Origin of the sequence: Streptomyces sp. NPDC051109 (assembly GCF_044455885.1) — a bacterium.
Taxonomy (GTDB): Bacteria; Actinomycetota; Actinomycetes; order Streptomycetales; family Streptomycetaceae; genus Streptomyces.
The window spans coordinates 1-24552 of sequence record NZ_JBITFF010000013.1; the positions used below are offsets into that span (position 1 = coordinate 1).

Genomic DNA, 24552 nt, shown 5'->3' on the forward strand with positions numbered 1-24552 from the left:
TTGTCGTCCTTCTCGCGCAGCAGCTTCTTCTCGCGCGCGTAACGGTTCACCAGACCCGTCAGCGCGGCCCGGAAGCCCTCCTCGTGCGTACCGCCCTCATGCGTGTGGATCGTGTTCGCGAAGGAGTAGACACCCTCGGTGTACTGCGAGTTCCACTGCATCGCGATCTCGACCGAGAGCATGCGCTCCTTGTCCTCGGCCTCGACGTCGATGACGGTCGGGTGGATCAGCTCGCCCTTGCGCGAGTTGAGGTACTTCACGAAGTCGACGATGCCGCCCTCGTAGTAGTACTTCACCGTGCGCGCGGTGGGCTCGGCCGCGTCCGCGTCGGGGTCGTCCGCGCCGACGGTGGCCTTGGCCGACTCGCGCTCGTCGGTCAGCGACAGGGTCAGGCCCTTGTTGAGGAAGGCCATCTCCTGGAAGCGCCGCGACAGCGTCTCGAAGGAGTACTCGGTCGTCTCGAAGATGTCGCCGTCGGCCCAGAACGTCACGGACGTGCCGTGGTCGTCGGTCTCCTCGTTCTTGGCGAGGGCCGCCGTCGGCGCACCGAGCTTGTAGTCCTGCGTCCAGCGGTAGCCGTCGCGCTTGACCTCGACCGCGACCTTCGTCGACAGGGCGTTCACGACGGACACGCCCACGCCGTGCAGACCGCCGGAGACGGCGTAGCCGCCACCGCCGAACTTGCCGCCCGCGTGCAGGACGGTCAGCACGACCTCGACAGCCGGCTTCCCCTCCGACGGCACGATGTCGACCGGGATGCCGCGGCCGTTGTCGATGACCCGCACGCCGCCGTCGGCGAGGATCGTCACATCGATGGTGTCCGCGTGCCCGGCCAGGGCCTCGTCGACCGAGTTGTCCACCACCTCGTACACGAGGTGGTGGAGCCCGCGCTCACCGGTCGAGCCGATGTACATGCCCGGCCGCTTGCGGACCGCGTCCAGGCCCTCCAGGACCTGGATGTTGCTGCCGGTGTACGAAGACTCACCGGCTTCACCGGCTGTGGACTCGTTCTTCTCGTTGGGGTTGCCCGAATCGGCCACGAAGCGCCCTTTCTGGCACAGCACAGGCCGTACTCCGGGCCAGCAGGCATGCAAGCAGGAGCGGCTGCGTCGATCTGCGTTGTCAGCGTTTGTCAGCGAGATCCCGCCCGAAGGCGGGATTGGCTTCAGTCTACCGGTACCACGGACATGAATGGGGGTTTGCCGGTACCTGAGTACGCATGTGCCGCCCTGAACCTCCTCTCTCCGACTCCCCATATCCGGGATGGGGCTCCAAGAGGCTCACGCGGGCGTCCAGCGCTTCGGCCTGTCAACCTCCCACTACCGTGAGGGACGCCACGCGGTCCGGGGCTATCCGTACGTGTCCCCCGGGCCCGTACTGCCCGGCGCGCGCAGCGGCCCGTACCGCTTCGGGCGCCCGCCCGGGCCCTGGACCTTGATCATCCGGACGGTGCCCTGGCCCAGGTCCGCGTTGAGCCGCGCCACCAGCTGCGGGGCCAGCAGCTTCAGCTGCGCCGCCCAGGCCGAGGAATCACAGCGCACGACCAGTTCACGGTCCTCGTACCGGTCCGGTTCACAGTGCGCCGCGATCTCCGGCCCGACGATCTCCGGCCAGCGCTCCATCACGCCCGCGACCGCCATCGGCATCTCCCAGCCGTGCTCGGTGCGCAGCCGGTCCAGCGCCGCCATGAGCGGCATCGGGTCGCGGCCGTCCGCGCGGGCGCCCGAGCGCAGGCCGGGGCGGTGCTTGTTCTTCCCGCCGGCCCCGTTGCCCCGGGCCCGCGCCTGCTCGCGGGCCGCCGCCAGTGCCTGCCGGGCGAGGTCCACGCCCGAGGGCTCGGGGACCTTGCGCGGTTCCGTCGTACGGGGTTCCTGCTCGCCGCCGCTCACAGCCGGGTCACCTCACCGCCGGACACCCCGAACCGGGCCCCCGCCAGCACCCCCGGAACGTCGTCGTTCACCGCCGCCGTGACCAGAACCTGCTCGCCCGGGGCCACCAGCTCCGCGAGCCGCTCCCGGCGCCGCGCGTCCAGCTCGGCGAACACGTCGTCCAGGATCAGCACCGGCTCCGCGCCCTCCGAGCGCAGCAGCTCGTACGAGGCCAGCCGCAGCGCCAGCGCGTACGACCAGGACTCGCCGTGGCTCGCGTACCCCTTCGCCGGGAGGTCGCCCAGGCGCAGCAGCACGTCGTCCCGGTGCGGGCCCACCAGGGTCACGCCGCGCTCGATCTCCTGCTTGCGGACCTCGGCCAGGGCCGCCAGCAGCACCTCGTACAGCGCTTCGCGGGTGCGGGCCCCGCCGCCCTCCACGGCGTCCCCGGCCTCGCCGGCGGCCGAGGACTTGTACGCGAGCCCCAGCGGGCCGCCGCCGGGCGCGAGCTGCTCGTACGCCTTGTCCGCGAGCGGCAGCAGCGTCGCGATGAGGTCGAGGCGCTGCGCCAGCAGCTCCGCGCCCGCGCGCGCGAGGTGCTGGTCCCAGACGTCGAGGGTGGAGAGGTCCATGGAGCGGCCGCCGTGCCGGCGGGCCATCGCCGCCGACTTCAGCAGGGTGTTGCGCTGCTTGAGCACCCGCTCGTAGTCCGACCGGACCCCCGCCATCCGCGGCGAGCGGGCCGTGACGAGCTCGTCGAGGAACCGCCGGCGCTCCCCGGGGTCCCCCTTCACCAGCGCCAGGTCCTCCGGCGCGAACAGCACCGTCCGTACGATCCCCAGGACGTCCCGGGGTCTGACCTGCGAAGACCGGTTGATGCGGGCGCGGTTGGCGCGCCCCGGATTCAGCTCCAGCTCGACCAGCTGCTGCCGCGCTCCGTGGGTGACGGCGGCGCGGATGACGGCGCGGTCCGCGCCCATCCGCACCAGCGGGGCGTCCGAGGAGACGCGGTGGCTGCCGAGCGCGGCCAGGTAGCCGATGGCCTCGACCAGGTTCGTCTTGCCCTGGCCGTTGGGGCCCACGAAAGCCGTGACGCCCGGGTCGAGGGGCACCTCGGCCCGGGCGTACGAGCGGAAGTCGGCCAGTGAGAGATGCGAAACATGCATACGGCGCCGACCTCCCCCGGCTTCCTGCTGCTCTGCTCTGTGCTGCTGTGTGCTCCTGCGGAGCGGTGGTGGAGCGGTCGTGGACTAGGCCTTCTCGACCGCGTGGCCGCCGAACTGGTTGCGCAGCGCGGCGATCATCTTCATCTGCGGCGAGTCGTCCTGGCGGGACGCGAACCGCGCGAAGAGCGAGGCGGTGATCGCGGGCAGCGGCACGGCGTTGTCGATCGCCGCCTCCACCGTCCACCGGCCCTCGCCCGAGTCCTGCGCGAAGCCGCGCAGCTGCTCCAGGTGCTCGTCCTGGTCGAGGGCGTTCACGGCCAGGTCCAGCAGCCAGGAGCGGATGACGGTGCCCTCCTGCCAGGAGCGGAAGACCTCGCGGACGTCGGTGACCGAGTCCACCTTCTCCAGGAGCTCCCAGCCCTCGGCGTAAGCCTGCATCATGGCGTACTCGATGCCGTTGTGGACCATCTTCGCGAAGTGGCCCGCGCCGACCTTGCCGGCGTGCACGGCGCCGAACTCGCCCTCCGGCTTGAGGGCGTCGAAGATCGGCTGTACGCGTGCGACGTGGTCCTTCTCGCCGCCGTACATGAGCGCGTAGCCGTTCTCCAGGCCCCACACGCCGCCGGAGACACCGCAGTCGACGAAGCCGATGCCCTTGGCGGCCAGCTCGGCGGCGTGCTTCTCGTCGTCGGTCCAGCGCGAGTTGCCGCCGTCGACGACGACGTCGCCGATCGAGAGCAGCTCGGCGAGCTCGTCGACGGTGGACTGCGTCGCCGCACCTGCCGGGACCATCACCCACACGACCCGGGGGGCCTGCAGGCTGTCCACAAGTTCCCGCAGGCTGTGGACATCGGCAAGGTCCGGGTTGCGGTCGTATCCGATGACGGTGTGGCCTGCGCGGCGGATGCGCTCGCGCATGTTGCCGCCCATCTTGCCGAGACCGACGAGACCAAGCTCCATCAGGTGGTTCCTTAAGCGTTGTGGCCGTCTGTGCCGGGTTCCCCGCACAACACCGGGGGGACCCAGGCTCCGAGCCTACGCCGGGCGCTGCCGCGGGGCGCCACGGGCGCTCCAGAGAGGGTCGTACGGGGCCGTAGGAAGGGGCCGCGGGCCCCGTACGGGATCTGCGTACGGACGTCCGGCGCGGGCCGTTCCGTACGGGCTCCGCGTTCGGGGCGAACGCCGTCGGGCCCGGCCCCGCGCCTGCGAGACCGGGCCCGACGTACGCGCGCGTCAGCCGGACAGGCGCACCGGCATGATCAGGTACTTGTACGCCTCGTCCGCCTCGGCGTCGACCGCCGGGCGGCCGCTCAGCAGCGCCGGCTTGGTGGACGTGGTGAAGCTCAGCTGCGCGGCCGGCGAGTCGATCGCGCTCAGGCCGTCCAGCAGGAAGGTCGGGTTGAAGGCGATCGAGATGTCGTCGCCCTCCAGCTTGGCGTCCACACGTTCCACAGCCTGTGCATCGTCGGAGGAGCCGGCCTCCAGGATCAGCACGCCCTGCTCGAAGCTGAGGCGGACCGGGGTGTTGCGCTCGGCGACCAGGGCCACGCGCTTGACGGCCTCGACGAACGGGGCGGTCTCGATGACGGCGATGGAGTTGAACTCCGTCGGGAACAGCGTGCGGTACTTCGGCAGGTCGCCTTCGAGCAGGCGGGTGGTGGTGCGGCGGCCGGCGCCCTCGAAGCCGATGAGACCCTCGCCCGCGCCGGAGCCGGACAGCGCCAGGGTGACCGTGTCACCGCTGGTCAGGGACTTGGCCGTGTCCAGGAGCGTCTTGGCGGGCACCAGGGCCACGGCGGAGGCGTCCGGGTTCTCCGGCTTCCACAGGAACTCGCGGACCGCGAAGCGGTAGCGGTCGGTGGAGGCCAGGGTGACGCGGTCGCCCTCGATCTCGATGCGGACACCGGTCAGCACGGGCAGCGTGTCGTCGCGGCCGGCGGCGATGGCGACCTGGGCGGCGGCGGAGGCGAAGACCTCACCGGGCACGGTGCCGGTCGCGGTCGGCATCTGCGGCAGCGCCGGGTATTCCTCCACAGGCAGGGTGTGGAGTGTGAACCGCGAGGAGCCGCAGACCACGGTCGCCCGTACACCGTCTGTGGAAATCTCCACCGGGCGGTTGGGGAGGGCGCGGCAGATGTCGGCGAGCAGCCGGCCGGAGACGAGGACGGTGCCGTCCTCCTCGACGTCCGCCTCGACGGAGACGCGGGCCGAGACCTCGTAGTCGAAGCCGGAGAGGGACAGCGTGCCCTCCTCGGCCTTCAGCAGCAGGCCCGCGAGAACGGGCACCGGCGGCCGGGCCGGGAGGCTACGGGCAGCCCAGGCCACCGCCTCCGCGAGTACGTCGCGCTCCACCCGGATCTTCACCGGAACCGCCTCCTGCTGTTGCTCGCTCGTCTGCCGGCCTTCGTTCTCGGCCCGGTGCCTCGATGCCCTCGATGGCTCGGAGCCTCGGTGCCGGGCACCAGTCTGACGTACGGCGCCGACAGTCGGTGCTGCCGGAGGTCAAGTCGGGAGCGAGGTGTCGGGGAGGCGTCCCCACCGAGTTGTGCACAGGACCCGCTTGAAAACCGAAACCGGGCTAACTCTCTATGGGGGTAGTAGTAGGGCCTGTGGAAACGGTGGATAAGCCCGTTTTCGCAGGTCAACCCGCGTTTTTTATCCACCGGCCCTGTGGGTGACACCGGTGGACAACACCGTGTGTCTGTGGAGAACGAAAACTTCTGCACAGGCCATCCCCAGATGACCCCGACTACTCCACAGGTGTGTCCCCAGGTTTCCCCCAGTACTCCACAGCCCAAACGTCGACTTCCGTGTGACGGCTTTCACTCCGGGTGGTGACGGGAGGTGGAATGTTGCCGAACAGTGGACAGCGGTGTGGGTAACTCATCGGATCCTGTGCACAGAGTGCGGGAACCTGTGGGTCACCGGTGGACAGAGGAGTGGATGACCCTGTGGATGAAAGTTCTGTCCACAGCCTGTGGATGACGCTTGCGCACAAATCCACAGGGGGCTGACCAGTGCTGATGGTGCCTCATCCCGTAGCCCTGTGGACAGATTGTGGGCGACGGAAGCAGTCCCCAGCCTGTGGACGGAAGAAAGTCGGGGAATCTGTGGATGAGTTGCTCCACAGGGGGCGTATTCGAACAGACCAGGGGCGCACGGACGAAGAAGGGCGCCCCCGAAGTACCCCGGGAGCGCCCTCTGGAAGCGTTTGAAGGGGCTCAGCCGGGCCGTCGGCTGAGCTGGAGAGGCCCCTGGCTCAGCCGTTCTTGATGCGGTTGGTGAGCTCGGTGACCTGGTTGTAGATGGACCGGCGCTCCGCCATCAACGCCCGGATCTTGCGGTCCGCGTGCATGACCGTGGTGTGGTCGCGGCCGCCGAACTGCGCCCCGATCTTGGGCAGGGAGAGGTCCGTGAGCTCCCGGCACAGGTACATGGCGATCTGCCGGGCGGTGACCAGGACGCGGCTGCGCGAGGAGCCGCACAGGTCGTCCACGGTGAGGCCGAAGTAGTCCGCGGTGGCCGCCATGATGTCGGTGGCCGTGATCTCGGGGGCGGAGTCCTCGCCGCCGGGGATCAGGTTCTTGAGGACGTCCTCGGTCAGGCCCAGGTCGACCGGCTGCCGGTTCAGGCTCGCGAAGGCCGTGACCCGGATCAGCGCCCCCTCCAGCTCGCGGATGTTGCGCGAGATGCGGGAGGCGATGAACTCCAGTACCTCCGGCGGGGCGTTGAGCTGCTCCTGTACGGCCTTCTTGCGCAGGATCGCGATACGGGTCTCCAGCTCGGGCGGCTGGACGTCGGTGATCAGGCCCCACTCGAAGCGGTTGCGGAGCCGGTCCTCCAGGGTGACGAGCTGCTTGGGCGGCCGGTCGGAGGACAGCACGATCTGCTTGTTGGCGTTGTGGAGCGTGTTGAAGGTGTGGAAGAACTCCTCCTGCGTCGACTCCTTGCTCGCAAGGAACTGGATGTCGTCGACGAGCAGGATGTCCATCTCGCGGTAGCGCTTGCGGAACGCGTCGCCCTTGCCGTCGCGGATCGAGTTGATGAACTCGTTGGTGAACTCCTCGGAGCTCACGTACCGCACGCGGGTGCCCGGGTACAGGCTCCGCGCGTAGTGCCCGATGGCGTGCAGGAGATGCGTTTTGCCAAGGCCCGATTCCCCGTAGATGAAGAGGGGGTTGTAGGCCTTCGCGGGCGCCTCGGCGACGGCCACCGCGGCGGCGTGCGCGAAGCGGTTGGACGCTCCGATGACGAACGTGTCGAACAGGTACTTGGGGTTGAGCCGGGCGGTCGGCTCCAGCGGGCCCGAGGTCGATCCGCCCGACGGGGACGGGGGAGGTGCGGGCCGGCCGGGCGCCGGGCGCGGGGCCGGCTGCTCGTACTGCTGCTGCTCGTACTGATGGGACTGCTGGGGCTGGCGGGGCTCGTACTGCTGCTGCTCGTACTGCTGCTGGTCGAAGGAGCCCTGCTCGTACCCGCCGGAGTCGGACTGCTGGAGGTAGCCCGGCTGCGGGGAGGCGTACGGATCGCGCTCGGGGAAGCCGCCGAGGCGGGGCTGCTGCCAGCCGTAGTCGTCCTGCTGGCCTCCGCGGGGCCAGGAGCCGGGCTCGGGGCGCGACTGCTGGTAGTCGGGGTAGGCGGGGCGGGCGCTCGGGAGCTGGTCGTCGTTGGGGCCGCCGGCGCCGTTGTGGCCACCGCCGCGCTGGCCGCCGTACGGCTCGTACGACTCGGAGCGCTGCTGGGTGGAGGCGGGCAGGGGTGCGGGCTCGCCGGCGGAGTCGTCCACGGTGATCGCGATGCGGATGGGGCGGCCGCACTCACGGCTGAGCGCATCGCTGATCAGCGGGGCGAGCCGGCCCTCCAGGACGCGCTTGCCGTACTCGTTGGGGACGGCGAGCAGCGCGGTGTCGGCGACGAGGGCCAGGGGCTGGCAGCGTTCGACCCACTGCTTGTCCTTGGGCTCGATCGCCTGCTGTCCCTCCCCGAGGAGCTTTTCGAGCACCCTTGGCCACACTGCGGCAAGATCGGCAGGTACGTCAGCCACAGAGCACGCTCTCTCACAGGGGTCCCACGAATGTGTGGTTCTTTGGGACGGTCGGGACAAAAAAACCGGGATCAGACAACGGTAGTCAGGCCGACGGGTACGGTTCAAGTCGTTGTCCACAGCCTGTGCACAGTGTGGGGGCACGTCGCCTCGGTTTGACCGGATGGCGTAGCCGCGCGTACCGTAACGAGGTCGAGTTGTCGATGGCTGCTGCCGCCTGCCTACCGATGGGCGAAGATCACCTTTTGTGATCGTTTAGCGGTGCCACTCGGGCGAACACGCGAGTTTCCTCGTGGGCGCACGGTGACAGCCAGGCGATGTCCCGCCACAACGATTCATTCTCTGGAGCCCCCGAGTGAGCAAGCGCACCTTCCAGCCGAACAACCGCCGTCGTGCCAAGACCCACGGCTTCCGTCTCCGGATGCGTACCCGTGCCGGTCGCGCGATCCTGGCGAACCGCCGCAGCAAGGGCCGCGCCGCCCTCTCCGCGTAACAACACGCAGGTCGTGACGTCGTGCTGTCTCCCGAAAATCGGCTGAGGCGGCGTGAGGACTTCGCGAGCGCGGTACGTCGGGGCAAGCGGGCAGGTCGCCCGCTCCTCGTCGTCCACCTACGTACAAGCGGTGCAACGGACCCGCACGAGCCGGGGGAGATCGATCCCTCGACGCGTGCGGGTTTCGTCGTCAGCAAGGCCGTGGGTGGTGCCGTCGTCCGTAACCGGGTGAAGCGCCGTTTGCGCCATCTTGTCCGCGAGCGGCTCTCCCAGCTGCCCGCCGGTAGCCTGGTGGTGGTGCGGGCATTGCCCGGAGCGGGTGACGCCGGTGCCGATGAACTGGCCCGGGACCTGGATGCCGCTCTGACGCGGCTCCTGGGAGGCGTGGCTCGATGAAGTACCCGCTGCTCGCATTGATCAAGCTGTACCAGTGGACGATCAGTCCGCTGCTCGGGCCGGTGTGCCGTTATTACCCCTCGTGCTCGCACTACGGGTTCACGGCCATCGACCGGCATGGTGCGGTGAAGGGGACGGTTCTGACCGGCTGGCGGATCCTGCGGTGCAACCCGTGGTCCGCCGGCGGTGTCGATCATGTCCCACCCCGTAAACGCCCGCGTTGGCACGAGCAGCTGCGCAGTGCGTTGCGTAGATCTCGCAATGCTCAAGGAGCCTGATTAGTGGACACGATTGCCAGTCTGTTCAGCTTTATCACCACGCCCGTGTCGTGGGTCATCGTCCAGTTCCACAGCCTGTACGGCGCGATCTTCGGCCCGGACAGCGGCTGGGCCTGGGGCCTGTCCATCGTGTCCCTGGTGGTATTGATCCGCATCTGCCTGATCCCGCTCTTCGTGAAGCAGATCAAGGCGACGCGTGGCATGCAGGCGCTCCAGCCGAAGATGAAGGCGATCCAGGAGCGCTACAAGAACGACAAGCAGCGCCAGTCCGAAGAGATGATGAAGCTGTACAAGGAGACGGGTACCAACCCGCTCTCCTCGTGCCTCCCCATCCTGGCGCAGTCCCCGTTCTTCTTCGCGCTGTACCACGTGCTCTCGGCCATCGCCAACGGCCAGACCATCGGCGTCATCAACCAGTCGCTGCTGGAGAGCGCGCGTCAGGCGCACATCTTCGGTGCCCCGCTGGCGGCGAAGTTCACGGACAGCGCCGAGAAGGCGGCCTCCCTGGGCGCCTCGATCACGGACGTCCGCATCGTGACCGCGGTCATGATCGTCATGATGTCGCTGTCGCAGTTCTACACCCAGCGTCAGCTGATGCAGAAGAACGTCGACCTCTCGGTCAAGACGCCGTTCATGCAGCAGCAGAAGATGCTGATGTACATCTTCCCGCTGATCTTCGCGGTCATGGGCATCAACTTCCCCGTGGGTGTTCTCGTCTACTGGCTGACCACGAACGTGTGGACCATGGGCCAGCAGATGTACGTGATCAACCAGAACCCGACGCCCGGCAGCAAGGCGCAGGACCAGTACCTCACGCGCCTGCTGAAGCACGTCAGCACGCACGGCGAGGTCAAGGGCCGGGGCAAGAAGAAGATCGTCGCGGCGATCGTGGCCAAGGGCCCGGACCGCAACGACAACGAGCGCAAGTTCATCACGGCTCTCACGAAGCAGGGTATGGCTGCTCAGGCGGACGGGACCGTGATCAAGAGTGTCGAGGCCACGGCCGATGCGGACGCGGCGAGCGGTGGTGCCGCCAAGCGGCAGCAGCCCAAGCGGCAGACGAAATCGCAGCGCCAGACGCCCCCCAAGCCCTCTTCCAAGAAGTAAGAAGGAGTCCCTCCCGTGACGGAAGGCACCACCACCGCCGCCGCTGAGAGTGGCGACACCCTGACCCGCCTTGAGCAGGAGGGTGAGATCGCGGCCGACTACCTCGAAGGTCTGCTGGACATCGCCGACCTGGACGGGGATATCGACATGGACGTCGAGGCCGACCGGGCCGCGGTGTCGATCGTCAGCGACTCGGCCAGCCGTGACCTCCAGAAGCTCGTGGGTCGCGACGGTGAGGTCCTGGAGGCTCTGCAGGAGCTGACCCGCCTCGCCGTGCACCGCGAGACCGGGGACCGCAGCCGGCTGATGCTGGACATCGCGGGCTTCCGCGCGAAGAAGCGCGAGGAGCTGGCGGCGCTCGGTGCCCAGGCGGCGGCGGACGTGAAGGCGTCCGGTGAACCGCTGAAGCTGGCGCCGATGACGCCCTTCGAGCGCAAGGTCGTCCACGACGCCGTGGCGGCTGCCGGTCTGAAGAGCGAGTCGGAGGGCGAGGAGCCGCAGCGCTTCGTCGTCGTGCTCCCGGCCTGACAGCAAGCCTGAGTGTTCGGCCCCGTCTGTGTCGCAGACGGGGCCGAAGTTTGTCAGCCTGGCAGTGCCGGTCTCGGTGGTGCCAGTTCACGCAGTGCGTTTTCAACGATCCATGCGGTACGGAAGGACGGTCCCCGTGACGGAGGCAGCGGAGCTTCCCCCGGCGCCTGAAGAGGCGCGCGCGGTGTTCGGCGAGTTTTTCCCGGAAGCTGTGCGGTATGCGGAGCTGCTGGCGGACGCGGGGGTCAAGCGCGGCCTGATCGGCCCGCGTGAGGTGCCGCGACTGTGGGAGCGGCACCTGCTGAACTGCGCGGTGCTCTCGGAGGTGGTGCCCGAGGGCGTCACCGTGTGCGATGTCGGTTCTGGCGCCGGCCTGCCCGGCATCCCGCTGGCTCTGGTGCGGCGCGATCTGAAGATCACGCTGTTGGAGCCGTTGCTGCGGCGGACGACCTTCTTGCAGGAGGCCGTGGAGCTGCTGGGCCTGGACCACGTCACGGTCGTGCGCGGCCGGGCCGAGGAGATGCTCGGCAAGGTGCAGCCGGTACACGTGGTGACGGCGCGGGCCGTGGCGCCGCTGGACCGGCTGGCGGGCTGGGGCGTGCCCCTGCTGCGTCCGTACGGGGAGATGCTGGCGCTCAAGGGCGACACCGCCGAGGAGGAGCTGGTGGCGGCGAAGACCGCACTGGCGAAGCTGGGTGTGGTGAAGACCTCGGTGCTGCAGGTGGGCGAGGGTGTGGTGGATCCCCTGTCCACCGTCGTCCGGGTGGAGGTCGGAGAAAGCCCCGGCGGGGTGAGGTTTGCGGCCAAGCGGGCTAAGGCCGCCCGTACCAGCCGAACCCGTCGGCGTCGCTGATTTCTGGGGCGTTGAGCCCCATAGGTATGGATTTCGGAGTGTCGTAGCGGCCCGAAGACCCTGTCTGGGCACTGTCCGGGCATCGTGTTTCACGTGAAACGTCGCTCTCTGCTGCACGGAATCATCAGCCGCGGCCGTGCGGCTGCGTCCCCCCGTCCCCGTAAAGGAGAAGGGGGGACGGAGTTGTCCACAACGGTGGATTCATCCACAGGAGTACGGGCCCCGCTGGTTCGCGACCCGGGTGTCATGGCAGGCTCTGTTCATCGCGAGCCTGATGCCGAGGAGAGTGACACCGTGCGGTCCGACGCCAACCTCGCGGGGCCGATGGCCGACCCGGTCCCCGGTCCCCGCTCTGAATCAGCGGGCGACGATGTTTCACGTGAAACATCGTCGCCCCTTGTAGACAACGACACGCCCATCGGCCGTGCCGCCCAGCTGGCGGTCGAAGCGCTGGGGCGCGCCGGCGAGGGGCTGCCCCGCCCGGCGCAGACACGGGTCATCGTGGTCGCCAACCAGAAGGGCGGCGTGGGCAAGACCACGACGACCGTGAACCTGGCGGCCTCACTGGCCCTGCACGGCGCGCGGGTCCTCGTGGTCGACCTCGACCCGCAGGGCAACGCGTCCACGGCGCTCGGGATCGACCACCACGCGGATGTGCCCTCGATCTACGACGTGCTCGTGGACAGTCGGCCGCTGCTGGAGGTGGTCCAGCCGGTCGTCGACGTGGAGGGGCTCTTCTGCGCTCCGGCCACGATCGACCTGGCGGGTGCGGAGATCGAGTTGGTCTCCCTCGTGGCTCGCGAGAGCCGGCTCCAGCGGGCCATCCAGGCGTACGAGCAGCCGCTGGACTACATCCTGATCGACTGTCCGCCCTCGCTGGGGCTGCTGACGGTGAACGCCCTGGTGGCCGGCGCCGAGGTGCTGATCCCGATCCAGTGCGAGTACTACGCACTGGAGGGTCTGGGTCAGCTGCTGCGCAACGTCGATCTGGTACGGGCTCACCTGAATCCGGCGCTGCACGTGTCGACGATCCTGCTGACGATGTACGACGGCAGGACGCGGCTGGCCTCGCAGGTGGCGGAGGAGGTGCGCACCCACTTCGGCAAGGAGGTGCTGCGCACGAGCATCCCGCGTTCGGTGCGCATTTCCGAGGCCCCCAGTTACGGCCAGACCGTGCTCACCTACGATCCGGGTTCGAGTGGTTCTCTTTCCTACCTGGAAGCAGCGCGCGAGATCGCGCTGCGGGGGGCCGGTATTTCGTACGACGCCCAGCACGCCCATCTGGGCGCGGGCATGAACAGCACGCAGAGTGTGGCGGAGGGGATCCAGTGAGTGAGCGACGTAGGGGTCTGGGGCGGGGGCTCGGCGCGCTGATCCCCGCCGCTCCCCAGGAGAAGATGCCGCCGGTGATCAGTAGCGGCTCGACGTCTCCGTCGGCGGTGCCGATGTTGCCTTCGGAGCGCGGGGTCGCGGCGGCGAAGCTGGCTTCGCTGGCGCAGGCCGATGTTTCACGTGAAACATCGCTTGCGGCGACGGCTGCGCTTGCTGTGGCGGATGAGCCGGACGCGGTGGAGTCCGAGGCCAATGTGGTGGCCGGGGCGACGTTCGCCGAGCTCCCGATGGACTCGATCACGCCGAACCCGCGACAGCCCCGTGAGGTGTTCGACGAGGACGCGCTGGCGGAGCTGGTCACCTCCATCCAGGAGGTGGGTCTGCTCCAGCCGGTGGTGGTGCGGCAGTCGGCTCCGGGCCGCTACGAGCTCATCATGGGTGAGCGTCGCTGGCGGGCCTGCCGGGAGGCCGGGCTGGAGCGTATTCCTGCGATCATCCGGGCGACCGACGATGAGAAGCTGCTGCTCGACGCGCTGCTGGAGAACCTGCACCGCGCGCAGCTGAACCCCCTGGAGGAGGCGGCCGCGTACGACCAGCTGCTCCAGGACTTCAAGTGCACGCACGACCAGCTGGCGGACCGGATCGGGCGATCGCGTCCGCAGGTGTCCAACACGCTGCGGCTGCTGAAGCTCTCGCCGCCGGTCCAGCGCCGGGTGGCCGCGGGTGTGCTGTCCGCCGGACATGCGCGGGCGTTGCTGTCGGTGGAGCACTCCGAGGCCCAGGACAAGCTGGCGCACCGGATCGTCGCCGAGGGCCTGTCGGTGCGTGCGGTCGAGGAGATCGTCTCGCTGATGGGCTCGGAACCCGAGGGACCCGTGAAGCCGAAGGGTCCGCGGGCCGGCGCCCGAGTGGCTCCCGCGCTCAGTGAACTGGCGACGCGGCTGTCGGACCGGTTCGAGACGCGCGTGAAGGTGGATCTGGGCCAGAAGAAGGGCAAGATCACCGTCGAGTTCGCTTCGATGGAGGATCTGGAGCGGATTCTGGGGACGCTGGCGCCGGGCGAGGGCCGGGTGCTGGAGCAGGGTCTGTCCGGGGAGTGACCCCCCGGCCGCCGAGGGGCGGATCGTGCCGGTGCGAACCGGCGCGGTCCGCCCCTTTGCCTTGTTGCGGTTTCGCCTGATTCGGGCTGTGGATACGATGCGCTCATGGGGCGTCGGTTGGTACCACTCACGCTGGACAACCTCCAGGACCTGCCTCGGCGTTGCCGGGCCTGTGTGTTCTGGGAGTTGGATCCCGTCAGTGGTGAGGCCGCCGTGAAGGCGGGCACCCCGGCACTGGAGAAAGAGGCGTGGATCTCCGCCGTTCTGCTGGAGTGGGGTTCGTGCGGCCGCGTGGTCTACGTGGACGAGGTCCCGGTGGGATTCGTGCTGTACGCGCCGCCGGCGTACGTACCGCGGGCCACGGCCTTCCCGACGAGTCCGGTGTCCCCGGACGCGGTCCAGCTGATCACGGCGTGGATCATGCCTGGCTATCAGGGTCAGGGCCTGGGACGGGTGATGGTCCAGACGGTGGCCAAGGACCTGCTGAGGCGGGGGTTCCGGGCGATCGAGGCGTTCGGGGACGCGCGCTGGGAGGGCCCGGCCTGCCTTTTGCCGGCGGACCACTTGCTGGCCGTGGGCTTCAAGACGGTGCGGCCGCACCCCGTCCATCCGCGCCTGCGGCTGGAGATGCGCTCGACGCTCTCGTGGAAGGAAGACGTGGAGCTCGCGCTCGACCGGTTGCTCGGTGCGGCACGCAAGGAACCCGCGCTGCGCCCGCTGTGATGTGAGAACGGGGCCGCCCCTCAAAGGGGCGGCCCCGTTTCACGTGAAACATCCCCGGCTGCCGCCGGGTGGAGCTTCCAGCCGTCAGACGGCCGGCTTGATGGTCACGAAAGCGTCGAGGTCACGCAGGATGGCGGCCTTCGGCTTGGCGCCCACGATCGTCTTCACGACCTCGCCGCCCTGGTAGACGTTCAGGGTCGGGATGGACATGACGCCGTACTTGGCGGCCGTGTCCGGGTTCTGGTCGATGTTGAGCTTGACGATCTCGATCTCGTCGCCGTACTCGGCCGCGATGGCCTCCAGGGACGGGGCGATCTGGCGGCACGGACCGCACCACTCGGCCCAGAAGTCCACCAGAACAGGCTTGTCGCTGTTCAGGACCTCGGTGTCGAAGTCGGCGTCGGTCACGTTCTTGAGGGTGCCGGCCACTGCGGCCTCCTAATTCTTTCCTGCGGGGTGTGGGGTGTGGGGATGGGCGAGGGGTCAGACCGTCGCGTGCGCCTTCTCGGCGTCCGCAAGGGCGGAGAGGAAGCGCTCGGCGTCCAGGGCCGCGGAGCAGCCGGTGCCCGCGGCGGTGATGGCCTGACGGTACGTGTGGTCCACGACGTCTCCGGCGCCGAACACGCCGGTGAGGTTGGTGCGCGTCGAGGGGGCCTCGACCTTGAGGTAGCCCTCCTCGTCGAGCTCCAGCTGGTCCTTGAACAGCTCGGTGCGCGGGTCGTGGCCGACGGCGATGAAGAGGCCCGTCACGGGGAGCTCGGAGGTCTCACCGGTCTTCGTGTTGCGCAGGGTGAGGCCGGAGAGCTTCTGCTCGCCGTGGATCTCGGCGACCTCGCTGTCCCAGGCGAACTTGATCTTCGGGTCGGCGAAGGCGCGGTCCTGCATGGCCTTGGAGGCGCGCAGGGTGTCACGGCGGTGCACGATGGTGACGGACTTGGCGAAGCGCGAGAGGAAGGTGGCCTCCTCGATCGCGGTGTCGCCACCGCCGACGACGGCGATGTCCTGGTCCTTGAAGAAGAACCCGTCGCAGGTCGCGCACCAGGAGACACCGCGGCCGGACAGGGCGTCCTCGTTGGGGAGTCCGAGCTTGCGGTGCTGGGAGCCGGTGGTGACGATCACGGCCTTGGCGCGGTGCACGGTGCCGGCGGTGTCGGTGACGGTCTTGATGTCACCGGTGAGGTCCACGGACACGACGTCGTCGGGGACGAGCTCGGCGCCGAAGCGCTCGGCCTGGCCGCGCATGTTGTCCATGAGGTCCGGACCCATGATGCCGTCCTGGAAGCCGGGGAAGTTCTCGACCTCGGTGGTGTTCATCAGCGCGCCACCGGCGGTGACCGCGCCTTCGAAGACCAGCGGCTTGAGCGAAGCGCGTGCGGTGTACAGGGCGGCGGTGTAGCCGGCCGGCCCGGAACCGATGATGATCACGTTTCGTACGTCGCTCACGGGTTTCTTCCTCGTCTCTGTGGACTGCACGCTGCTTGCCTGAAGGGGCCGTGTGTTGTCTCACCCCACCCAACGGATCCTACGGCGCATGCATTCCCGGCCCGCTCCCTCACGGTCGCGAAGGTGTCAGCTTCGAGGATATGTCCTGGTCAGTAGTGGTTTGTCGGTGACTGTCGACGGGGTGTTCGTGCACCTGACGTCCACGAGGTAGGCGTCCACCTTGGCAGAGTCGCCGGGGTGCGGCAGGACGAGGAGGTAGACCTCGGTGCCCTGGTAGCTGCCTCGTTCGGCCGCGAGCGGGGTCTCGGAGCGACCGGTGGCGTCCTGGACGCAGGCCGGCACGGAGGAGGCGGTCGTTCGGTTGCCGTCTCCGGGAGCCAGGCCCGGCGAGGGCATGGTGTTCTCCAATCCGTACGTGTTGTTCGGCTGTTCCTGCTGCGGGACGGCCTTGGCGCCGGGCCCGGAGGCCAGGAGCCGGTGCACGTTGTCCGGGAGGCCCTGCGCCGTGTACGTGCCGTCGGTGGGGGCCGCGGTCGTCGCGCTCGTCGCGGATCTGCGGGCGGCGGTGTCCGGGGAGCCGGTCCCGATCAGGTTGCCCGCGAGGAAGATCCCGAGAGCGCAGGCGGCCGCTCCTGCCAGGCCGGCGATGACGGCGATCCTCCGGCGTGCGCGACGGCGCCCGGGACCGGTTGCTCCGGCCGGGTGACCCGCGGGCCGGCCGGTACCCGGACCAGAGGGTGCGGCGGGCAATGTTTCACGTGAAACATCGGCGGCCGGAACGGGCTCTGCTCTGGGCGCGGTGGAGTCGAGGAGGGCTTCGGCGGCGAGGGCGGCGTCGATGCGCCCGGCGATGTCAGCGGGCATCCGGGGCGGCCCCGGCAGGGTGCCCAGGAGCCCGCGGATCTCCTCCAGGGAGGCGTGGACGTCGGCGCACAGCGGGCAGCCGCCCAGATGGCGTCGTACTTCGGCGGTCCGGGCCGGGGAGAGGAGCCCTTCGGTCAGGTCGGAGATCTCCGAGACGTCAGGGTGCCGGATCGTGCCGGTTGTGGGAGTCACGTTCGTCCACCTCCGCCCTTCACCGTGTCTGCGTCTGGGGCTGGCTGACTGGGGTCTGCCGCTGGTGGGACGGGTGTCCCCGGCGTCCGGTTCCTTCCCCGCTCGGCGGCGGTGTTATCCCCGGCATTCGAGCGCAGATGAGTGAGCATCGGGAGGAGTTTCGCCCGGCCGCGCGCACACCGGCTCTTCACGGTGCCGGTGGGGACGTCGAGGATGCGGGCGGCCTCGGCGACGGGGTATCCCTGCATGTCCACCAGGACCAGGGCGGCCCGCTGCTCGGCCGGGAGCGTGCCGAGAGCGGCCAGGAGCTGCCGGTGGAGCTCCTGGCGCTCCGCCGGCGCCTCGGCGGACTCGTGGGGCTCCAGAAGGCGCTCCAAGCGCTCCGTGTCGTCGAGGGGCGAGGTCCTGCGGGAGGCGGCCTTGCGGGCCCGGTCGAGGCAGGCGTTGACGGTGATGCGGTGCAGCCAGGTGGTGACGGCCGATTCGCCGCGGAACGTATGGGCCGCCCGGTAGGCGGAGACGAGGGCGTCCTGCACCGCGTCGGCGGCTTCCTCGCGGTCGCCGAGGGTGCGCAGGGCCACGGCCCACAGCCGATCGCGGTGGCGCCGCACCAGCTCCCCGAAGGCGTCGGGATCGCCGGCGGCATGCAGCGCCAGCAGCTCCTGGTCGCTCCGGTCGTCTCCCGTGGCTGAATGCATCACACCTCCCCTCCGGAAGGGAGCGTACGGGTCGGGCGGGCTGAATACGAGGCACCGCTGCGCAGACTGCGCAGCGGTCCCGTATCTGTGGCGGCCCGTCCTATTCGGCCGTGCCGAGGACCTTGATCTCGTTGATGCCGCCCCGGTAGCCGCCGGTGCCGTCCGAGGGCAGTTCGATGACGTGGACCAGCACGTAGCGGGTGCGGATCGGGGTGTCGAGCGTGGCCTGGAGCTTCTTCTGGGCCGTCTCCGGCTTGGTGATCGCCTGGTTGAAGTCCGAGAACGAGTCCGGCGGGGAGGCGTCCGCTGCCGCGGCGCGCACCTGGACCTTCTGGCCCGGCACGCTCAGCTCTATGTCGACTTCCGACACGTTCTGCACGCTGCCGAGGTCGACGATGATCCCGCTGCCGTCCAAGCGTCCGGTCAGGTTCCCGAAGTTGGCGTATCCCTCGTACCGGGGAGTGATCCATCCCGAGTCGGGGTTGTTGTCGACGGCCTTTCCGCTGTCCTTGGCGTTCACCCCGTCCTCGCCTCCGTACGCGATGACGGAGGCGTGCTTGATGGTGAGCGGCTTGCCCGGTTCCTTGTTCTTCGGGGCGTCCTCGGTGTGCGGATTGGGCTGCGAATTCCCTGAGCCGGCGTTGTTGCGTCCCAGCAGCGTGTCGGCGAGCTGCCAGCTGCCCAGGCCGAGGGCGGCGATGAGCAGGGCCGCGACACCCCACTTGAGGACCCGGCCGGTACGGCTCTGCAGCGGCGGTGGCGGAGGCGGAACAGCGCGCGGCGGGGCCGCGGGCGCGCCGGGCGGCATGGGACGGCCGTAGTTGCCCTGCTGGTAGGTGGTGTGCTGGTACTCCGGCGGAGCGGTGAAAGCGGGCTCCGGCGGCCGGATGCGCGGCATCGCGGCGACGGCCTTCGCCAGTTCCTCCGGGGTGGTGCAGGGCGGCTCCTGCCGGGAGGCGGTGGCCCCGTCGTTGGCGAGGGCGCGCATGGCGAGCTCCCCCAGCCCCCGGTGCACTCCGGCACGGACCTGGTCGGGCGCGATCAGGCCGACGCCCTTGGGCAGGCCGGTCAGCCCGTACGCGTCGTTCTCGTACGGCCAGCGCTGGGTCAGGGCGGCGTACAGCAGTGCGCCGATGGCCTCGGTGTCCGCACGCTGCGGGGTGTCGCTGGTGATGCCGCGCAGGGCGGCGTTCACGGCGAGCCCGCGGATGCGGTACTGACCCGTGGAGGTGCGCAGTATGGCGCTGGGCGTCAGCCGCAGGTGGGCCAGGCCCTCGCGGTGTGCGGCGGCCATGGCCTGGGAGACCTGGGTGACGAGCTGGTAGGCCTCGTGGGGCTCCAGGGGACCCGCGGCGAGGATCGCGGTCAGCTCGGTGGCGTCGGGCAGCCACTCGTGGACGACGTAGACGAGGTCGTTCTCCTCCACGGCGTCGAGGACGTGGACGAACCGCGGGTCGCCGAGCAGCGCGGAGGAACGGGCGGCGGCCAGGACGGCGCGGGCCCGGGGGTGGTCGGCGGGCAGCAGATGGACGCCCACGGCACGGCGTAGCTTCTCGTCCATGGCGCGCCAGCTGCTGAATCCGTCCAGACGGGTGACGCACTCTTCGAGGCGGTAGCGCCTGGCGAGCTTGTGGCCGCTGTGGAGTTCGGGGGCGGCAGCAGGAGCCGCTTTTCTGCGTTCGCCGTCCTTTTCGGGCATGGGTCCGTCCGCGGCTCGTCCGTTCTGGGTGTCCACCCCGTCGGCCGTGGCCTTCGCCGCATCTGCGGCCGGCGGCTCGTTGCCGCCGTTGTCGGCCACGTCGACGGCAGCCGTGCTACGTTCCGCCACCGTCGTTCCTGCCTCCCCATCCGTTACGCGCTGTCGGCCAGTCTGCGAAGCCATGCCAATTGTGCCCACAGTCCGGCGCTATGCACGACACGCGAAGGGGTCCGACGGTTGTGCGCATCAGCGACCCATGCGGCCGCGGACCATTCCGACCATGGCGTTGAGCTCTTCGATGCGCATCCGCTTGGCCGCCACGAGGAAGACGGCGGCCAGTGCGACACCGCCGGCGGCCAACGCCGCGAGGGAGCCGGTGACTCCGCTGCCGAGCCACTGGGTGACCGCGTAGGCGGCCGCGCCCGCCACGGCGGCCGCGGGGACGCAGGCACCGGTGAGGCGGGCGTAGGTGCGCATCACGTGGGCGCCGTCGAGGTCGCCGCCCAGCCGGGTGCGCAGGCGCCGCCAGGCGACGCCGACACCGACGGTGTAGCCGAGGCCGTAGGCGGCGGCCATGCCCACGACCGCCCAGCGCGCGGGGAGCACGAAGAACGCGGCGGTGGAGACGGCCGCGTTGACGCCGGCGACGATGACCGTGTTGTAGAAGGGCGTCCGGGTGTCCTCGTAGGCGTAGAACCCGCGCAGGACGACGTACTGGACGGAGTACGGGATGAGTCCGAGGCCGAAGGCCATCAGGACGTAGCCGATGTTCTGGGCTCCGGAGCCGGAACCGGCGTACAGCAGCGTGGCCATGGGGACGCCGAGTGCGAGGAACGCGAACGCGCAGGGCACGATCGCGACGGCCGAGGTGCGCAGCCCGTAGGAGATGTCGTCGCGGACCGCGGCGGCGTCCCCGTCGTGGGCGGAGCGGGAGATGCGCGGCAGCACGGCCGTCATGACGGAGACGGTGATGATGGCCTGCGGCATCTGCCACAGCAGCAGCGCGTAGTTGTAGGCGGTGATGCCGGTGCCGGGGTGGCCCTGCTTCTCCGCGACGGATCCGGCCCAGGTGGCCAGCTGCGTCACGACGACGAGGCCGACCTGGTTGGCCAGGACGAAGAAGAACGTCCACTTGGCCAGGCGTGCGGCCTTGCCGAGGCCGTGGCCCCGCCAGTCGAAGCGCAGGCGCGGCCGGAAGCCGGCGTCGCGCAGGTAGGGCAGCATCGCCAGGGCCTGGACGGTGAGGCCCAGGAGGGTGCCGAGACCGAGCAGGCGGACGCCCTCGGGGGTGACGGTGGTCGCGCTGACACCGGAGGTGGTGAAGCCGCCGAAGGCCCAGATGAAGGCTCCGAACGTGGCGATGACGACGATGTTGTTGAGGACGGGGGTCCACATCATCGCGCCGAACCGGCCGCGTGCGTTGAGGATCTGACCGAGGACCACGTGCACGCCCATGAAGAACATGGTCGGCAGGCAGTAGCGGGCGAAGGCGACCGCGACGTCCATCTGCTGCGGGTCGGAGGCGAGCTTCGGCGACATCATCGTGATGAACACCGGCGCCGCGAGTACGCAGATCGTGGTGATGGCGGCCAGCAGCACGACGACGAGCGTCAGGAGGCGGTTGGCGTAGGCCTCGCCCCCGTCGTCGTCCTGCTTCATGGCCCGTACCAGCTGGGGGATGAAGACGGCGTTGAGCGCGCCGCCGCCGACCAGCACGTAGATCATCGTCGGCAGGGTGTTGGCGATCTGATACGTGTCGTTGAACGTGCCGACGCCGATGGCACCGGCGATGACGAGGGTCCGCAGGAAGCCGGTGATGCGGGAGACGATCGTGCCGGCGGCCATGACGGCGCTGGACTTGAGGAGGCCCGAGGCGCGGCCGGCGGGCTTGCTCGGCGCCGGGGCGGCGACGGGGGCGTCCTCCGCCGGGGTGCCGACAGTTCCCTGCTGGTCCCGGTAGAGGTGTGCGAAGGCGTCGGGTTCGGGCTTCTCGTCCGCCGCCTTGGTGACCAGGGAGTCCACGCCGACGAACTGGGTGGTCGTGGCGTGGTCGCCGTAGGGCAGGTGCCGGGAGGGCCCGTCCGGCTCGGGCGGCGGGGTCTGGGCCCAGACCTGCGGGTCGGGGGCGTGCGCGGGGGCCTGCGGGGCCGCGTAGAGCGGTCCGGGCTCCTGGTAGGTGCCGGGCGGGGGCGGAGGGTGCGAGGCCCGGTCGTAGAGGACCTCGGCTACGGGGTCCTGGGCTGACAGGTCCTGGGACCGGTACGGGTCGTAGTCGTAGGCGTCCTGGACGTACGGGTCACGGTCCGGCGCGGGCGCAGGCGCGGGGACCTGCCCGGCCACCGGGGTGCCCGGGGCAGCGCCCTGGTAGGGCGCGGGCCCACCAGTGCCCTGCGCGCGGTCACCGTCGTACGGCGCGTTCATCGAAACCCCACCTCATCGTCCCCAGGCCGACCGGCCACGGCATCGCTCAACGGTCCACTGTCTCACCCGTGCCGGACGGCCCGGTGCTTTGCGGTCCGGTGTCCGGGGTCTCGTCACTCGGCTGCGTGCTCTCCTCGGCGGCCGCACGGGCCGCGACGCGCTTGCGGCTGGCGTACATCTTGATGCCCGCCAGGACCAGGAGGAGGACGCCGCCGGCGATGACGAGCATGACCGTCGGGGTGATCTCGGTGGCCTCCACGGTGAACTTGCGTGCCTTGCCGTAGGGCACGCCGTCCGTGGTGAAGAGCTGTGCGGTGACCTCGACGGGACCGCTCGCGGTGGCGTTGGCGGTGAACTTGACCGTCTGGCTGTGTCCGCCCGTGACGGTCACTTCCTGCTCCGCCTGGCCGCTGTCGCCGAACATCAGGCGGGTGGGGTTGGCGGACTTCACCCGCAGGACGAGGTTGTGCACGTCCTGGACGAGGCTGTTCTGGACGCTGACCGGGATGGTCGCGCTGTGTCCGGACAGGGTGGCGTCCGACTTGGGGACGACCTTGACCTTCTCGGTGAGACCGATCAGGTACTCCTGTACCTGGTCCCGGTAGAGCCGCGCCTCCTCGGGGCGGCCGCGCCAGGAGGTGGACATCTCGCGGTTGGTGGTGTTGCCGAAGGGGATCTCCACGCGGTCGGGCGCGCTGAGGATCACCTTGAAGTGGTCCAGGGTGTTCTGGGTGGTGCGGATCTTCTCGAAGGCGGAGACCGGGAGCTCCGTCTTGCGCAGCGCCTCGGGGTACTGGCCGGCGCCCGGGACCTGGGTGTTGACGCCCGCGTCGGGCTTGGCCGCGGCCGCGGCGTCGAGGTCGGCCGGCTGGGTCCAGCGGCCCGCCTGCAGGCCCCGTACGGCCGCCGCCATCGTCTGCACCTGGCTGGTGGACGGCATCCGCTGCGGGGTGACGACGAAGCTGCGCTGGTTGTCGGTCTTCTGCAGGTTCAGGGCGAGGCTCTGGGCGAGGAACCGCTGCACGGCCAGCGTGGCGTTCCCGGCGTTCAGCATGTCGCCCGCGAAGGCGGTGGACAGGTCGGCGTCGGCGACCACGGCGGTGGTGCCCGCGCCGATGGGACGGGCCGCGGAGGGCGTGTAGCCGAGGGCGCCGGTCTCCTGGAGGCTGTCGCTGCGCGTCAGTACGTTATGGGCCCCCGCCGAGGTCGCCACGTTGACGATCGACGGGTCGATGGCGCCGTCCAGGGGCCAGGAGAAGTCGGTGGACGGGGTGACGTGCAGGACGGTCTCCACGGCCTGCTTCGCCTTGTCGGTGGCCGGCCGCAGCTGCCCGAGGGTGCCCGAGACGTCCTTGCCCTGGTGGGCGAGGGAGGCGATGTCGGGGTCGGCGAACGGCAGAGCGACGATCTTCTTGCCCTGTACCGCGGCTTCCAGGGAGCTCAGCCACTGCTCGGCGACGGCCTTGTTCTTGCCCTGGACGATCCGGCCGTCCGGCATGCGGTAGCGGTAGCCCTTGGTCATGGCGTCGACCGTGTAGAGCAGGTCGGGGTCGATGACCCAGGTGACGGGCAGGTCCTTGCCGAGGGCGACCATCTGCTGGAGCCGCCCGCCGGGCTTGAGTTCCTCGGCGAGGGAGTCGTCGAGGAAGACGGGGGTCTGCAGCTCGTCCGAGCCGGTCTCCGCGGTCAGACGCGTGGTGGAGATCAGCGGCCACAGGTACGTGAGCTGGGACCGCTTGGAGGCGGCCTCCGGCTGCCAGGGCAGGAAGGTCCGCTTGATGCCGAGCACCTGCTCGTACTGGCGGCTCTCGGTCTCCCCGGACAGCGAGACGCCGAGCTGGTAGACGCCGTCCTTGTCCAGCTCCAGCTTGTTCACCGGGACGTTGAGGGTGAATTCCTGCTTGGCCTTGGACGGCAGCGGGGGGATCTTCACGGCATAGGCCGGGTCGATCTCACCGGGATCCGTTCCGGGCCGGAACCCGGCGCGCTCCGCCGCCTCGTCGATGGAGGCACGGTCGCCCAGGGCGGGCCCGACCCGCAGACCCACGTGCGCGCCGGTGATCGTCTCGCGGCCGTTGTTGACCACGCTGCCCGAGATGGTGAGCGTGTCGCCCTTGACGGGGGCCGCGGGGGCCATCCCGTCCAGCTGTACGTCGACGCTGCCCGAGTCGGCGGCCTGGGCGGCCTGCGGGGCGGGCGAGTAGACCAGAGCGGCGAGCACGGGGGTCCCGGCCAGCAGCACGACTGCCCGCCGCAGCCAACGACGCCGGGCAGGTGCGGGGGGTGCCCCCTGGATGTCTGCCGCCTCGGCCACGCGCTAGCCCGTCCCTCGAAGTGTCAGTGGTCG

Annotated in this window: 21 protein-coding genes and 2 pseudogenes; 9 read left to right on the top strand and 14 right to left on the bottom strand. The window is 69.8% G+C overall.

Annotated elements, in window-relative coordinates:
* The 7 genes and pseudogenes from ACIBAD_RS23240 to dnaA (ACIBAD_RS23270) all read right to left on the bottom strand — a co-directional run.
* Window positions 1-1064, bottom strand: a 1064-nt coding sequence (locus tag ACIBAD_RS23240) for an ATP-binding protein (protein WP_398908239.1), incomplete at its 3' end; no start/stop codon positions are given.
* Window positions 1065-1349: 285 nt separating this feature from the next.
* On the bottom strand, window positions 1350-1889 hold the full coding sequence (locus tag ACIBAD_RS23245) for a DUF721 domain-containing protein (protein ID WP_398908240.1): 540 nt from the start codon (window positions 1887-1889) through the stop codon (window positions 1350-1352).
* On the bottom strand, window positions 1886-3034 hold the full coding sequence (gene recF / locus ACIBAD_RS23250; protein ID WP_398908241.1) for a DNA replication/repair protein RecF: 1149 nt from the start codon (window positions 3032-3034) through the stop codon (window positions 1886-1888). The genes ACIBAD_RS23245 and recF overlap by 4 nt, the downstream gene beginning before the upstream one ends.
* Window positions 3035-3118: 84 nt before the next feature.
* On the bottom strand, window positions 3119-3994 hold the full coding sequence (gnd, locus tag ACIBAD_RS23255; RefSeq protein WP_134072850.1) for a phosphogluconate dehydrogenase (NAD(+)-dependent, decarboxylating): 876 nt from the start codon (window positions 3992-3994) through the stop codon (window positions 3119-3121).
* 273 nt (window positions 3995-4267) lie between these two features.
* Entirely contained in the window at window positions 4268-5398 is a 1131-nt protein-coding gene (dnaN, locus tag ACIBAD_RS23260; protein ID WP_030153167.1) for a DNA polymerase III subunit beta, read from the bottom strand.
* Window positions 5399-6293: 895 nt separating this feature from the next.
* Window positions 6294-7406, bottom strand: a pseudogene (gene dnaA / locus ACIBAD_RS23265) (chromosomal replication initiator protein DnaA); the annotation flags it as partial.
* A gap of 167 nt (window positions 7407-7573) precedes the next feature.
* Window positions 7574-8078 (bottom strand): annotated as a pseudogene (gene dnaA / locus ACIBAD_RS23270) (chromosomal replication initiator protein DnaA); the annotation flags it as partial.
* Between the two features lie 355 nt (window positions 8079-8433).
* On the opposite strand from dnaA (ACIBAD_RS23270), the gene rpmH reads away from it, so the two are divergent.
* The 9 genes from rpmH (at window position 8434) to ACIBAD_RS23315 (ending at window position 14888) form a co-directional block, all read left to right on the top strand.
* Window positions 8434-8571: a 50S ribosomal protein L34 gene (gene rpmH, locus ACIBAD_RS23275; RefSeq protein ID WP_018547628.1), complete on the top strand. Its 138-nt coding sequence runs from the start codon at window positions 8434-8436 to the stop codon at window positions 8569-8571.
* 21 nt (window positions 8572-8592) lie between these two features.
* Window positions 8593-8967, top strand: a complete 375-nt coding sequence (rnpA, locus tag ACIBAD_RS23280) for a ribonuclease P protein component (RefSeq protein ID WP_134072854.1) — start codon at window positions 8593-8595, stop codon at window positions 8965-8967.
* Window positions 8964-9245: a membrane protein insertion efficiency factor YidD gene (yidD, locus tag ACIBAD_RS23285; protein WP_078613072.1), complete on the top strand. Its 282-nt coding sequence runs from the start codon at window positions 8964-8966 to the stop codon at window positions 9243-9245. The genes rnpA and yidD overlap by 4 nt, the downstream gene beginning before the upstream one ends.
* A gap of 3 nt (window positions 9246-9248) precedes the next feature.
* Complete coding sequence (yidC, locus tag ACIBAD_RS23290) at window positions 9249-10352, top strand: membrane protein insertase YidC (RefSeq protein WP_134072856.1); 1104 nt, start codon at window positions 9249-9251, stop codon at window positions 10350-10352.
* A 15-nt stretch (window positions 10353-10367) separates the two neighbouring features.
* Entirely contained in the window at window positions 10368-10880 is a 513-nt protein-coding gene (locus tag ACIBAD_RS23295; protein ID WP_030153171.1) for a R3H domain-containing nucleic acid-binding protein, read from the top strand.
* A 112-nt stretch (window positions 10881-10992) separates the two neighbouring features.
* Window positions 10993-11733: a 16S rRNA (guanine(527)-N(7))-methyltransferase RsmG gene (gene rsmG / locus ACIBAD_RS23300; protein WP_037835282.1), complete on the top strand. Its 741-nt coding sequence runs from the start codon at window positions 10993-10995 to the stop codon at window positions 11731-11733.
* A gap of 246 nt (window positions 11734-11979) precedes the next feature.
* Window positions 11980-13065: a ParA family protein gene (locus tag ACIBAD_RS23305; protein ID WP_134072858.1), complete on the top strand. Its 1086-nt coding sequence runs from the start codon at window positions 11980-11982 to the stop codon at window positions 13063-13065.
* Window positions 13062-14165, top strand: coding sequence for a ParB/RepB/Spo0J family partition protein (locus ACIBAD_RS23310; protein WP_134072860.1), 1104 nt, complete (start codon window positions 13062-13064; stop codon window positions 14163-14165). Before ACIBAD_RS23305 ends, ACIBAD_RS23310 begins: the two co-directional genes overlap by 4 nt.
* A 105-nt stretch (window positions 14166-14270) precedes the next feature.
* Window positions 14271-14888 (top strand): GNAT family N-acetyltransferase, encoded by a 618-nt coding sequence (locus ACIBAD_RS23315; protein ID WP_134072863.1) that lies wholly within the window; start codon window positions 14271-14273, stop codon window positions 14886-14888.
* Window positions 14889-14972: 84 nt separating this feature from the next.
* On the opposite strand, the gene trxA is transcribed toward ACIBAD_RS23315, so the two are convergent.
* The 7 genes from trxA to ACIBAD_RS23350 all read right to left on the bottom strand — a co-directional run bounded on the left by trxA (window position 14973) and on the right by ACIBAD_RS23350 (window position 24519).
* On the bottom strand, window positions 14973-15317 hold the full coding sequence (gene trxA, locus ACIBAD_RS23320) for a thioredoxin (RefSeq protein ID WP_134072865.1): 345 nt from the start codon (window positions 15315-15317) through the stop codon (window positions 14973-14975).
* A gap of 54 nt (window positions 15318-15371) precedes the next feature.
* Window positions 15372-16331 carry a thioredoxin-disulfide reductase gene (gene trxB, locus ACIBAD_RS23325; protein WP_053687847.1) on the bottom strand — a complete coding sequence of 320 codons (960 nt, stop codon included), beginning with the start codon at window positions 16329-16331 and terminating at the stop codon, window positions 15372-15374.
* Window positions 16332-16457: 126 nt separating this feature from the next.
* Window positions 16458-17387: an anti-sigma factor family protein gene (locus ACIBAD_RS23330; RefSeq protein WP_398908242.1), complete on the bottom strand. Its 930-nt coding sequence runs from the start codon at window positions 17385-17387 to the stop codon at window positions 16458-16460.
* Window positions 17384-18085, bottom strand: a complete 702-nt coding sequence (gene sigM / locus ACIBAD_RS23335; protein ID WP_134072869.1) for an RNA polymerase sigma factor SigM — start codon at window positions 18083-18085, stop codon at window positions 17384-17386. Before sigM ends, ACIBAD_RS23330 begins: the two co-directional genes overlap by 4 nt.
* A gap of 100 nt (window positions 18086-18185) precedes the next feature.
* Window positions 18186-19913, bottom strand: a complete 1728-nt coding sequence (locus ACIBAD_RS23340) for a protein kinase family protein (protein ID WP_134072871.1) — start codon at window positions 19911-19913, stop codon at window positions 18186-18188.
* A 117-nt stretch (window positions 19914-20030) separates the two neighbouring features.
* Entirely contained in the window at window positions 20031-22205 is a 2175-nt protein-coding gene (gene murJ / locus ACIBAD_RS23345) for a murein biosynthesis integral membrane protein MurJ (protein ID WP_134072873.1), read from the bottom strand.
* Window positions 22206-22251: 46 nt separating this feature from the next.
* Window positions 22252-24519: a DUF6049 family protein gene (locus tag ACIBAD_RS23350; RefSeq protein WP_208329014.1), complete on the bottom strand. Its 2268-nt coding sequence runs from the start codon at window positions 24517-24519 to the stop codon at window positions 22252-22254.
* Window positions 24520-24552 lie beyond the last annotated feature (33 nt).